Source organism: Arthrobacter sp. NPDC093125 (assembly GCF_044754225.1).
Classification (GTDB): domain Bacteria; phylum Actinomycetota; class Actinomycetes; order Actinomycetales; family Micrococcaceae; genus Arthrobacter.
This window is the reverse complement of record NZ_JBIVOQ010000001.1, coordinates 764,382-776,246: the sequence shown is the minus strand read 5'-3', so window position 1 is coordinate 776,246 and position 11,865 is coordinate 764,382. Positions and strand designations below refer to the sequence as shown.

The 11,865-nt window shown below is 67.5% G+C and carries 9 protein-coding genes; 4 read left to right on the top strand and 5 right to left on the bottom strand.

From position 1 onward, the window contains the following. Positions 1-31 precede the first annotated feature (31 nt). From ACIP9X_RS03620 to ACIP9X_RS03600, 5 genes are all read right to left on the bottom strand, one after another. On the bottom strand, positions 32-1,717 hold the full coding sequence (locus ACIP9X_RS03620; protein WP_400478344.1) for an APC family permease: 1,686 nt from the start codon (positions 1,715-1,717) through the stop codon (positions 32-34). A 298-nt stretch (positions 1,718-2,015) separates the two neighbouring features. Continuing rightward, positions 2,016-3,656, bottom strand: coding sequence for a GMC family oxidoreductase (locus ACIP9X_RS03615; RefSeq protein WP_400478343.1), 1,641 nt, complete (start codon positions 3,654-3,656; stop codon positions 2,016-2,018). Next, a complete protein-coding gene (locus tag ACIP9X_RS03610; RefSeq protein ID WP_400478342.1) occupies positions 3,657-5,186 on the bottom strand; it encodes an aldehyde dehydrogenase family protein in 1,530 nt (509 codons plus the stop codon). Between the two features lie 142 nt (positions 5,187-5,328). After that, positions 5,329-5,913 carry a TetR/AcrR family transcriptional regulator gene (locus ACIP9X_RS03605; protein ID WP_400478341.1) on the bottom strand — a complete coding sequence of 195 codons (585 nt, stop codon included), beginning with the start codon at positions 5,911-5,913 and terminating at the stop codon, positions 5,329-5,331. A gap of 198 nt (positions 5,914-6,111) precedes the next feature. Next, positions 6,112-6,456: a YgjV family protein gene (locus ACIP9X_RS03600; RefSeq protein WP_400478340.1), complete on the bottom strand. Its 345-nt coding sequence runs from the start codon at positions 6,454-6,456 to the stop codon at positions 6,112-6,114. Between the two features lie 147 nt (positions 6,457-6,603). Between ACIP9X_RS03600 and ACIP9X_RS03595 the strand changes: the two genes are divergently transcribed. From ACIP9X_RS03595 to ACIP9X_RS03580, 4 genes are all read left to right on the top strand, one after another. Beyond that, the gene (locus ACIP9X_RS03595; protein ID WP_400478339.1) at positions 6,604-7,527 is read left to right on the top strand and encodes a LysR family transcriptional regulator; all 924 of its coding nucleotides are present in this window, start codon (positions 6,604-6,606) and stop codon (positions 7,525-7,527) included. 157 nt (positions 7,528-7,684) lie between these two features. Next, a complete protein-coding gene (locus tag ACIP9X_RS03590; RefSeq protein WP_400478338.1) occupies positions 7,685-8,443 on the top strand; it encodes a LamB/YcsF family protein in 759 nt (252 codons plus the stop codon). Next, positions 8,440-10,122, top strand: a complete 1,683-nt coding sequence (locus ACIP9X_RS03585; RefSeq protein ID WP_400478337.1) for a 5-oxoprolinase/urea amidolyase family protein — start codon at positions 8,440-8,442, stop codon at positions 10,120-10,122. Before ACIP9X_RS03590 ends, ACIP9X_RS03585 begins: the two co-directional genes overlap by 4 nt. After that, positions 10,119-11,855, top strand: coding sequence for an acetyl/propionyl/methylcrotonyl-CoA carboxylase subunit alpha (locus tag ACIP9X_RS03580; protein ID WP_400478336.1), 1,737 nt, complete (start codon positions 10,119-10,121; stop codon positions 11,853-11,855). The genes ACIP9X_RS03585 and ACIP9X_RS03580 overlap by 4 nt, the downstream gene beginning before the upstream one ends. Positions 11,856-11,865: the final 10 nt, after the last annotated feature.

The following is an 11,865-nucleotide window of genomic DNA, read 5'->3' as shown; positions in this document are numbered from 1 at the left end:
CCGCCCCCTTTTTTGCCCCGGGCTCAGAAGCCTAGAGCAGGGCTTTATCGGTTTCGTCTGCTGCCTGTTTGGAGACCTCAACTGAGGCAGGCAGCCGGTCTGGATCCGACTCCGGTTGGGTGGCAGCCGAAGCGTCGGTTTGGGCTTCGGTTTGGGCGGAGCCCGACGACGGGTGGGCGGCCACAGCTGCAGCGTGCTCGGCCAGGACTCCTGTCCGGTGCCGGATCCGCAGCCGGTAGAGCAGTGCCCCGCCGATGCTCACGGCAGCCACGAACATGACGCCGCCCCACTGCAGGTACCACTCGAAGGGCGGGACCGAGTTGTAGATCTCCGGCCGCGGCCAGATCAGGTTCAGGGTCATGGCCCCGCCCCAGAGCACCGCGAGGATGTTCACGGGCAGGCCCCATTTGCCGAGCTTGAATCCTGCCTCAGAACCGTTGTCCGGCAGCGGCCACTTCTTTACGAAACGCCGCCGCAGCATCGGAACGGTGACCAGCAGGTAGGACAGGTAGATCAGCACGATGCTGATGCTGGAGAGGATCGTGAAGATCGCGGGCTGGGAGATGTTGACGATCAGCGGGATGACCGCGATGACTCCGATGACGATGGCCGCGACAGTGGGCGTCTTCCGCTCGGGGTGCACCTTGCTGAGCTGGCGGCTGAAGGGCAGGTTGTTGTCCCGGGCCATGGCGAACATCATGCGGATCGCGGCGGCGTGGACGGCGAGCGTGCAGACGGTCACGGCCACGACGATGCAGACCAGGAAGGCCTTGCCGAACGGGCCGCCCAGTACGGAGAGCACGATGTACTGCAGACCGCCGTCGGCAGCGCCCAGCTTGGGGTCGTTCAGGTCGGGGGCGGCCAGGAGCCCGCCGAGGAGGATCAGGCCGCCCAGCACAAAGGACGCCGTGATCGCACGCAGGATGGCTTTGGGAGCGGTCTTTTTCGGGTCCTTCGTCTCCTCACCGAGGGAACTGGCGGTGTCAAAGCCGTACATCACGTACCCGGATGCCATGGCGCCGATGAGGAACACCCCGAAGAAGCCAAGATCGTGGCCCTCGCCGAAGCCTGCCGTGTTGAAAAGGACTTCCGGGCCGCGCACCACATGCCAGGCAAGGGCCAGGATGAGGAGCACGGCGGCGGCGAGCTCCACGAAGACGCCGATGCTGTTGATCTTGGTCATGAGCTTCACGCCGAAGGCATTGATGAGGGTGGAGATCGAGATCATGATGCTGGCCAGCAGGACGCCGTTGACGGCGAAGTCGAACTGGCCCGTTCCGTCACCGATGATCTGGAAACCTGACCAGATCTGCGGCAGGGTGAGCTGCAGCGCCAGGGCCACGGCGCCAAGCGCCACGATCGAGGAGATCAGCAGCAGCCAGCCGGCCAGCCAGGCGAGCGTCCCTGACGAGAGCTGCTTGGCCCAGTTGTAGACCGATCCGGCCACCGGGTAGCGGCCGGCCAGTTCAGCGAAGCACAGGGCCACCATGAGCTGGCCCGCGAAAACGAGGGGCCAGGACCAGGCGTAGGCCGGTCCGGCCATGGAGAAACCAAAGTAGAACAGTTGGAAAACGCCGGTGAGGATGGAGATGTAGCTGACTCCGGCGGCGAAGCTGGCGAACTTGCCGATGCTGCGGTCCAGGGTCTGGGCGTACCCAAACTCGTCCATGCCGCTTGTATCGCTCTTACCGGATCCTGATTTGGTGGGTTCTAACATCCGAGCTCCTAAGTCGAAAAGCACGATGGTGATGTACCGCGCCCGCCATTGGACGCGGGTGAATCAACGGCCGGGCGCGGATGCGCACGGCCATTCCCCCTTCTGGTACTGCCTGGCCAGTAGTGGCCCCGCCCGCTTCGTTGCGGGATGAGCCAAACCAGCCGCTGGGTGTGGGCCGGGTGTTATGGCCCGGACCCGCGCTGATACGGGAAAAATGCAAGTGCAGGGAGCGGGCGTGATGCTCCCGCCACCAGGGTTCGCGTCACCAGCGCGGATCTCGCCTTAGGCGCGCTGCCGGTCAGGCGAGGGACGCGCTGAGCTCCGCCTTCGCCGTCGCTGTTTCCCCGGCCCGGCTGGCGCGGATGAGGTCCGCGCAGCGTTCCCCGATCATCATGACGGTGATATTGGGGTTGACCGTAACATGTTCGGGCATGACCGAGGCATCGGCGACGCGAAGGCCGGTGACGCCCTTGACCTGCAGCTCTGAGTCGAGCGGGGACATGACGTCGTCGGCTGGCCCCATGCGGACGGTCCCGACGGGGTGGTAGACGGTGTTGTGTGTCTTGCGGATGTAGTCCCGCAGTTCCTCGTCGGTCTGCGCCTCGACGCCCGGTGAGAGCTCGCGGCCGGTCCATTCGGCCATGGCAGGCTGGGCGGCGATTTCGCGGGCCTTGCGGATACCGGCCACCATGACGCGCATGTCGTGGCCCTCCGGATCGGTGAAGTACCGCGGGTCCACCGCGGGCTTGTCGCGGAAGTCGCGGCTGCGCAGCCGGACGGTGCCGCGGGAACGGGCGTGGGTGACGTTCGGGGTCAGGCTGAAGCCATTGTCCGTCGTGGGGTAGCCGTACCGCAACGTGTTCATGTCGAACGGGACGGAGCCGTAGTGCATCATCAGGTCCGGGCGGTCCAGGCCGTCCTCGGTGGGGGTGAAGATGCCGATCTCCCACCACTGCGTCGAAGTCTGCACCATGGGCTGCTTGGCCTCGAACTGCACGACGCCTTCGGGGTGGTCCTGCAGGTGCTCGCCGACGCCGGGGGAGTCCACCAGGACCTCGATGCCGTGCTCGGCGAGGTGCGCGGCGGGGCCGATGCCGGAGAGCATGAGCAGCTTGGGCGAGTCGATGGCGCCGGTGGACAGGACCACCTCGCATCGCGCCGAGAGCCGGTGGGTCCGGCCGAACCCCGAGTCCACGACGTCGACGCCGGTGCAGCGCCTGTCTGTGTCGAACACCAGTTGGCGGGCGCGCAGGCCGGTCAGCAGTGTGAAGTTCTCGCGCTCGATTATCGGGTGGATGTAGGAGACCGAGCTGGAGGAACGGGTGCCGTCCGCGCGTCGGTTGATCTGGAAAAAGTTGGCGCCGTTGATCACGGTGGTGCCGCTGTTGAACTTCGCCCGTGGAATGCCGGCCTGTTCGCAGGCGTCCAGGAGTGCGACGCCGGTGGGGTCCGCCGGGGGCACGTTCATCAGGTGCACGGGGCCTGAGTCGCCGTGGTGCGGTGCGTCCGGGCCGGCGTCCTCATTGGTTTCCAGCCGCTGGTACAGCGGCCAGGCGGCCGCAGCGTTCCAGCCGGTGGCGCCGTACTTGGACTCCCACTCGTCCAGGTCTTCCCGCGGGGCCCAGAAGGCGATGCAGGAGTTGTGGCTGGAGCAGCCACCCATGACCTTCGCGCGGGCGTGGCGCATGAAGGAGTTGCCGTTCTGCTGCGGTTCGATCGGGTAGTCCCAGTCGTAGCCGGAGTCCAGCAGCTCCATCCAGCGGTCCAGCTGCAATATTTCGGGCACCCCGCGGTCGTCCGGGCCGGCCTCCACCAGCGCCACGGACACGGCCGGGTCCTCGCTCAGCCGGGCGGCCACTGCAGCTCCGGCGGATCCGCCGCCGATGATGATGTAGTCGAACTCGCGGTTGCTGAGGGTCTCGACGTTGTTGGTATGCATCTAGTTCTCCTTGCCGGGGTCAGCGAACCAGCCGGTCACCTGCGGGCTGGTGTTCTGGTAGATGTGCTTGGCTTCCTGGTATTCGGCCAGGCCGGTCGGGCCGAGCTCACGGCCGACGCCGGACTGGCCGAAGCCGCCCCACTCGGCCTGCGGGAGGTAGGGGTGGTAGTCGTTGATCCAGACGGTGCCGTGCCGCAGCCGGCCGGCCACGCGCTGGGCCTTGCCGGCGTCCTGGGTCCAGACCGCGCCGGCCAGCCCGTAGATAGTGTCGTTGGCGGTCGCCACTGCCTCGTCTTCGGTGCGGAAGGTCTCGACGGTCACTACGGGCCCGAAGGCTTCGTCCACGACGACGGACATTCCCTTGTGCACGCGGTCCAGGATGGTTGGCTGGTAGTAGAAACCGGCGTCGTACTTCTTTCCTTCAGGCGCCGCGCCGCCGCACCGCAGCCGCGCACCCTCCTCCACGCCGCGCTGCACGTAGGCGTGGACCTTTTCGCGGTGGGCTGCGGAAATCAGCGGGCCCGTTTCGGCAGCCTCTTCGAACGGGCCGCCGAGGCAGATGCCCTGCGCGCGGCGGACCAGCTCGTCGATGAAGCGCTCAGCGATGGATTCCTCCACCACCAGCCGCGCTCCGGCGGAGCAGACCTGCCCGGAGTGCACGAACGCCCCGTTCAGCGCATTGTCGACGGCGGCGTCGAAGTCCGCGTCGGCGAACACCACGTTGGGGTTCTTGCCGCCGAGCTCCAGCGCCACCTTCTTCACGGTGCCGGCGGCGGCCGCGGCGATGCGCTTGCCCGTCTCCAACCCGCCGGTGAAGGAGACCATGTCGACGCCGGGATGTTCCGAGAGCGGTGCGCCGGCGTCCGCGCCGGCGCCGGTCACGAGGTTGGCGACGCCGTCCGGCAGGCCCAGGTCCTGCAGCAGCTGCATGGCCAGGATGGCCGTGGACGGGGTCAGCTCGGAGGGCTTGAGCACGAAGGTGCAGCCGGCTGCCAGTGCAGGCGCGATCTTCCACGCTGCTTGGAGCAGGGGGTAGTTCCACGGCGTGATCAAGCCGCAGACACCCACCGGCTCGTAGACGATTTTGCTGGCGACGGCGGGGTCCCCGGCGTCGACCACGCGGCCCGCCTGCTGCCCGGCGAGCCTTCCAAAATATTCAAAGCAGGCGGCGATGTCGTCCATGTCGATCCGGCTTTCGGCGATCCGCTTGCCGGTATCCAGGGATTCGGCGCGGGCGAACTTCTCGCGGCGTTCGCGCAGTTCCGCGGCGACTTTGAGCAGGAAGGCTCCGCGCTCGGGTGCCGGGACCGAGGCCCAGACGCCTGAGTCGAAGGCTGCACGGGCGGCAGCGATGGCGCGTTCGGCATCTTCCCGGCAGGCCTCGGACACGGTGGCGACCAGTTCGCCGTCGGCTGGGTTGCGGATTGTGCGCACAGCGCCGGACGCGGCTGCCTCCCACGAACCGTTGATGAACAGGGTGGATGCGGTTTCGGTCATGTCCCGGGCGGCATCAGGTGTGGTGTAGGTCATACGAAGCACAGTAATTGAAGTTGAACACTTGTTCAAGACTTGATTTGAACAAGTGTTCAATGCTATTTATGACCGGGTGCCGCTGCGTGAAGTGGTGTTCGGGGCTCCTGGGGCTCGACGCCCCGGGTCGCGGGGGTTGCCGCTAAGCGGCGAAGGCGATCTGCTCCGTGCGGGCGATGCTCCTTTGGATGGATGCCTTGTCTACGCCAAGGAGCGCTGTTAGCCACATGCCGTTTTGTATGACGACAATGTCGGCTGCCCGCTCCCGGCATTCATCACGGGAAAGGTCGGGTTTGGCATTTCCTATCAGCGTCGCGAGCCCATCGAGATACCGCTCAAACGCCGCTGCGTTGATCAGCGCAAAGTCATCATCGGCTTGCGCGAGAGCCCAAAGGTGGAGACGCAGAGACAGATATCGTGTGGTGAGAAGTTCCGGGCCCGCAACCCGCCGGAGGGCCTTGCGGAGCTGTTCGTCCGGGGGCGACGCCGGGTCGGGCGCGACCAGCATGAGGTCGTGCTCGTCGGTTCGGTGCAAGGCCGCACGGATCAGGCTCGACTTGTCTTCGTAGTAGTAGTTCACCAGCCCCAGTGCAACGCCGGCTTCGCGCGCCACGGCCCGCATGTTGACGCCTGAGATGCCGTGGCGAGACAGCAGGTCCAGCGCCGCTTCGAGAATGCGCGACTGCCTGTCAACTTGTTCGCCGGAGTTCACGGTGCTTGTATCCACCCGGCCAGACTATTGCCAATCCCGGATGAGTGCATCTCAGAGTGCGTTGCCGGTTAGGGCTTGGAAATTGGGAAGGGCCTGCCGGTGGCGTAGGTGGCGCTGGCTCTTTCCATGCCTGCTTTGGACCGGGTGAAGCTGGCAGCATCCCGGGCACCTGGCCAAAAGGCCAGCCAGAGGACGGCGAAGCAGCCGTGCGCATTACGTAAAGCGAGCTGCTCGAGGCGCTTCCACAATGGCCAGCTGGCCGGTCTCGGGGACACCAGGAAATTGCACCTGCAAGGGCTCAGGAGCGGCCGCCGGCGCCTCGTGAGGGGAGCGCATGCGATAAAGCGCTACTGCGGAAATGAGGAACCAAGCGACATTGGTGACCACGGACGGCCAGGCTCCGTGGAACGCGCCGTTAACAATGAAGGCACAAGAACCGAGGAGATTCGCGGTCTGGAAGCCCTTGCCAGCCTTCAGCCACCCCATGGACACAGAGAGGTACGCGGTAAGTATCGCAATCGCGCCGGCCCAGCCGGATAGTTCAAACAGCAGTTCCATGACGTCCTTTCGGTCCCCGGCGTGGGCCTTTGGCGTTGGTCCGCCCGGGCTGATCCCACTGTCCTGTAGTTTCAACAGCAATTATGGGGACGGCTTCGCTTTAGATCAATTGCATTCCACTGAAGACATGGTTTAGAACTGCTTAACATGGATATCGACCCGCGCCGGCTGCGCGTACTTCTTGCGGTGGCCCGCACCGGCGGGGTGCTGGCCGCGGCTGATGAGCTGGGGATCACGGCGTCAGCGGTGTCCCAGCAGCTCAGCAGATTGGAGGATGAGACGGGGCACGCCCTGGTCGTGCGCACCCCCAAAGGCTCAGTGCTGACACCCGCCGGCCTGGCGGTAGCAGAGGCCGGCGAGGAGATCGAGCGCGCACTCAGCGTCGCCCGCGCCCGGATGGAAGGCGGGGCCAAGATCACAGGGGTCGTGCGGGTGGGGGGATTCACCAGCTTTGTCCGCACGGTGGTGATCCCGCGTCTGCCCGAATGGCGCAGCCAGTATCCGCAATTGCAGATCCGGATCGTTGAGGACGACTTCCCTGCCCTGATGCGGCTGCTCCGCCAGCGCCAGCTCGACGCCGTCGTGGTCGAGCTCGATTCGACGACGGCCGCGCAACGATCACTGTCCGCCGGAATGACCGAGGAGCCCCTGCTGGACGAGCCATGGAAACTGGTCGTTCCGCAGGGTGCCTTGCTCACCACCGAGAACGTCGACCTTAGCCGTCTGCCACTTCCATGGCTCGGCGTCGAGCCGTCAGCCGCCAACGCTGCGGTGCTCGGTCGGCTCGGCCAGTCGACAGGTGCCCAGATGGAAACCGCGCATCAGTACCAGGACACGCTCACCGCTCTCGCACTCGTTGCTGCGGGCGAGGGCGTTGCCATCGTGCCCACCTTGGCGTTGACCGGTGTCGTCCAGGACGGGGTGGACGTCCTGGACGTCCCCGGACTGGGGACCCGGCGCATCGTTCTGCGACGGTTCGACCGGCGGCGGCCAACCAGCACGCCTGTTGACACCGTCGCGCGCCTTCTACGGGAATCTGCCGCGGCGTTCGACACCCGGTCGACATCCTGACCGCCCGCACCTTCGGACCCTCCCCCATCGATTCCGCATGCCCGGCGCCAGTAGCCATCACCGCCCTGGGCCCGACAGGGATGCCAGAAGAAATTGTTGAACAATCCTTGTCGGTGAGGCATGATGGTTGAAGAATCCAACCTGAGACGAGGGTCACATGCCTTTCATCGATCTGAACAGCGACGTCGGAGAATCCTTCGGCAACTGGACCATGGGCGACGACGCCGCCGTCTTCCGCCACGTCACCAGCGCCAACGTGGCCTGCGGCTTCCACGCGGGCGACCCGAGCACCATCGCCCGCACCTGCCGCGACGCCGCGGCCGCCGGCGTCACCATCGGAGCGCACGTGGGGTACCGCGATCTCGCCGGGTTCGGGCGCCGGTTCCTCGACTGCTCCGCGACCGAACTCGCCGACGATGTCCTGTACCAGCTCGGCGCACTCCAGGCACTCGCCCGTGCGGCCGGCGCCGAGGTCAGGTACGTCAAGCCCCACGGCGCCCTCTACAACACCATCGTGCACCACGAGGTCCACGCCCAGGCCGTCGTGGACGCCGTGCACGCGTTCAGCCCGGACCTGCCGCTGCTGCTCCTCCCCGGATCCGTGGCCCTGCAAAAGGCCGAAGCCCGGGGATTGCGCGCACTGTCCGAAGCGTTCGCGGACCGTGCTTACAACCCGGACGGAACACTGGTATCCCGCCGCGAGGAGGGAGCCGTGCTGCACGACCACCAGGCCATCACGGCGAACATGGTCCGGCTCGCCACCGAGGGAAAGATCATCACCCGTGACGGATCGGTGGTGGATGTCAGGCCGGACAGCATCTGCGTGCACGGCGATACACCGGGGGCAGTGGCCATGGCCGGCGCCGTGCGCGCCGGGCTTGAGGCCGCCGGCGTCACCGTCCGGAGCTTCGCGTGAGCATCACCGGCCTCCGCTGGGCCGGCCCCCGCGCGCTGCTCGTGGAGCTGACGGACCTCGGCTCCGTGCTGGCCCTGCACCACCGGCTGCAGGCGGAGCCCCTTCCTGGGCAGCTCGACGCCATCGCCGGCGCCGCCACCGTCCTCGTGAAATTCGCCTCGCGGTTCCACACGGGCAGTGCCCGGGAACTCATCCCGCACCTTGACCTCAATAAGCGCGTTCAGGACACCGGCAATGAGATCGCCATCGAAGTGGTGTACGACGGCGAGGACCTCGCCGAAGTAGGCCGACTCACCGGCCTGGGTGCCGACGGCGTCATAGCCGCGCACACCGGCCAGCCATGGACAGGCGCATTCGGCGGCTTCGCCCCGGGCTTCACTTACCTCGTGGGGGAAAACGACTCTCTGAGCGTGCCGCGCCGCAGCTCGCCCCGGACAGCCGTCCCCGCGGGATCGGTGGCGCTGGGGGGTGCCTTCTCCGCGGTCTACCCCCGGCAGTCGCCCGGCGGCTGGCAGCTTATCGGCCACACGACGGCTGTGATGTGGGACCTGGACCGGGAGTCTCCGGCCCTTGTCCGGCCAGGTGACACCGTCCGCTACGTGGCCGTCCGGGAATCCGTGCCGGTGCACAACGGCACAGCAGCGAAGCGGGCCGGCGCGGCAGCTGACGCCGCAGGGCCGGCCGAAAGTGCCGCCGGATCGGGCCTTACCGTTGAAGCCCCCGGCTTGCAGTCCCTCGTTCAGGACCTGGGCCGCCCGGGCCTGGGTGACCTTGGAGTGTCCCCCTCGGGCGCTGCCGACCAGCGCTCTGCACGCCAGGCTAACCGGCTTGTGGGCAACGAGCCGGGCGCCGCCGTCGTCGAAAATCTCTTGGGCGGGCTGGCCGTGCGCGCCCAAGGCGACCAGGTGCTTGCCGTGTCCGGCGCACCGGCCGGCCTGTTGATCCACGACTCCACCGGGACGCTCCTGCGGCGTCCGGCCCTGCACGCACCCTTTGCGCTGCTCGACGGCGAGACCCTCACCATCGATGCGCCGTCCGCCGGTGTCCGGAACTATCTGGGCGTGCGCGGCGGGTTCGACGTGCCGCCGGTGCTCGGCAGCCGGTCCAGCGATTCGATGTCCGGGATCGGACCCGCCCCGCTGCTACCGGGAACCTTCCTGCCCGTCGCCCCTGTGACGGGGGTCCAGCCGGTGGGGATTCCCGAAGAAGCCATGCCGGGCCGCGGCGCATCGCCCGTCCTGCGGGTGACGCTGGGGCCGCGTGATGACTGGTTCGGCCCCGATGCCATCAAGGTCCTGACCGGGCAGCAGTGGCTGGTCACCGAACAGTCCAACCGCATCGGCGTCAGGCTCGCACCGCCGGGGGACGATAAGCCGGAGCAGGGCCGCGCCCTGGAGCGTACCCGCGAAGGCGAGCTGCCGAGCGAAGGTACCGTCGCCGGGGCATTGCAGGTGCCGCCCAACGGACATCCCGTTCTCTTCCTGGCCGACCACCCGGTGACCGGCGGATATCCGGTGATCGCCGTCGTCGTGCCCGAGGACCTGCCGGTGGCGGCGCAGCTGCCGCCGGGGCAGCACGTGCGGTTCTCCGTCGTGGACCCCCACACCCTGGCACCCATCGACCAAGACACTTCCCAAGAATTTGCCGTGAGCACCGCATCCGAAGGAAACCAGCCATGAAAAAAGTCCTGATTGCCAACCGCGGTGAAATCGCGGTGCGGATTGCCCGGGCCTGCTCCGATGCGGGGCTGCAATCCGTTGCCGTCTACTCCGATCCCGACGCCGATGCCCTGCACGTGCGGATCGCGGACGAGGCGTACGCGCTCGGCGGGACCTCCAGCGCCGAGACGTATCTCGACATCCCGAAGCTGCTGGGGGTGGCCCGCCGCTCAGGCGCCGACGCCGTCCACCCCGGCTACGGCTTCCTCTCCGAAAACGCCGACTTCGCGGAGGCCGTCGTCAACGCCGGCCTGACCTGGATCGGACCGACCGCCGAGTCGATCAGAGCCCTCGGCAACAAGGTGACGGCCCGCGAAATCGCCGTCCGCGCAGGAGCGCCACTGGTACCCGGCAGCGACGGGCCTGTGGCCAACGCCGAGGAAGTGCTGGAGTTTGCCCGCGGATACGGCCTGCCGGTGGCCATCAAGGCCGCGTTCGGCGGCGGCGGCCGCGGACTGAAGGTGGCGCGGCGCATGGAGGACGTGGAAGACGCGTTCGAATCGGCGGTCCGCGAATCGACGGCCGCGTTCGGCCGCGGCGAGTGCTTTGTGGAGCGGTTCCTGGACCAGCCGCGGCACGTGGAAGCCCAGGTCCTGGCGGACACCCACGGCAACGTGGTGGTGATGGGAACCCGAGACTGCTCCCTGCAGCGCCGCAACCAGAAGCTCGTGGAGGAGGCCCCCGCGCCGTTCCTCACCCCGGAGCAGAGGTCCCTCATCCACGAATCCGCCAAAGCCATCTGCCGCGAGGCGGACTACCACGGCGCCGGAACCGTCGAGTTCCTGGTGGGCAAGGACGGCATCATCTCCTTCCTCGAGGTCAACACCCGCCTGCAGGTGGAACACCCGGTGACCGAGGAGACCTCCGGCGTGGACCTGGTCCGCGAGCAGTTCCGCATCGCCGCCGGCCATGCGCTCGAGCTGACCTCCGACCCCGAGCCCCGGGGTCACGCCATCGAATTCCGGCTCAACGCCGAGGACCCGGCCCGCGGCTTCCTGCCGGGCCCGGGGACCGTCGAGGTCTTCGAGCCGCCCACCGGCGCCGGCATCCGCGTCGATTCCGGCGTCCGCTCCGGTTCCGTGGTGCCGGGGGAGTATGACTCCCTGCTGGCGAAGCTGATCGTCCACGGCCAGGACCGCCCGCAGGCCCTCCGCCGTGCCGCGGCGGCGCTCGCGGAGATGCGGATCGAGGGGCTGCCGACCGTCCTGCCGTTCCACCGGGCTGTAGTGCGCCACCCGGCGTTCACGGCTGAGGAGGGCCTGGGGGTCCACACCACATGGATTGAGAATGAGTTCGCCGAGCACCTCGCCGCCTCTCCGGAGATTGCCCGCACCCAGCCCGGTGCCGCCCGGAAGACGTTCACCGTGGAGCTGGACGGCAAGGCCGTGCAGCTGGGGCTCCCCTCGAAGCTGTACGAAGCCCTCCTCAGCGGGGGCGGCGGCGCCGCAGGGCACCACACTGCCGGCGAAGAGGAAGAGGACGACGCCGAACTCACCTCGCCGATGTCCGGCTCGCTTGTGAAGTGGGTCGCCAAGACCGGGGACACCGTCGAGGCCGGCCAGCCGGTGGCCGTGCTTGAGGCCATGAAAATGGAAACAGTCGTGTCCGCCCACCGTGGCGGCACCCTGACGCGTGGACAGCAGGAGCCGGGTACCGCCGTCGGGCGCGGGGAGGTCCTGGCCAGCATCGCCTGACGGGGACCGA

Bases quoted from the DNA above. Each gene is read 5' to 3' on its own strand.
- ACIP9X_RS03590 (WP_400478338.1), top strand. From the start codon at position 7,685: ATGCCTTTCATCGATCTGAACAGCGACGTCGGAGAATCCTTCGGCAAC.
- ACIP9X_RS03610 (WP_400478342.1), bottom strand. From the start codon at position 5,186: ATGACCTACACCACACCTGATGCCGCCCGGGACATGACCGAAACCGCA.
- ACIP9X_RS03580 (WP_400478336.1), top strand. From the start codon at position 10,119: ATGAAAAAAGTCCTGATTGCCAACCGCGGTGAAATCGCGGTGCGGATT.
- ACIP9X_RS03595 (WP_400478339.1), top strand. From the start codon at position 6,604: ATGGATATCGACCCGCGCCGGCTGCGCGTACTTCTTGCGGTGGCCCGC.
- ACIP9X_RS03615 (WP_400478343.1), bottom strand. From the start codon at position 3,656: ATGCATACCAACAACGTCGAGACCCTCAGCAACCGCGAGTTCGACTAC.
- ACIP9X_RS03600 (WP_400478340.1), bottom strand. From the start codon at position 6,456: ATGGAACTGCTGTTTGAACTATCCGGCTGGGCCGGCGCGATTGCGATA.
- ACIP9X_RS03620 (WP_400478344.1), bottom strand. From the start codon at position 1,717: ATGTTAGAACCCACCAAATCAGGATCCGGTAAGAGCGATACAAGCGGC.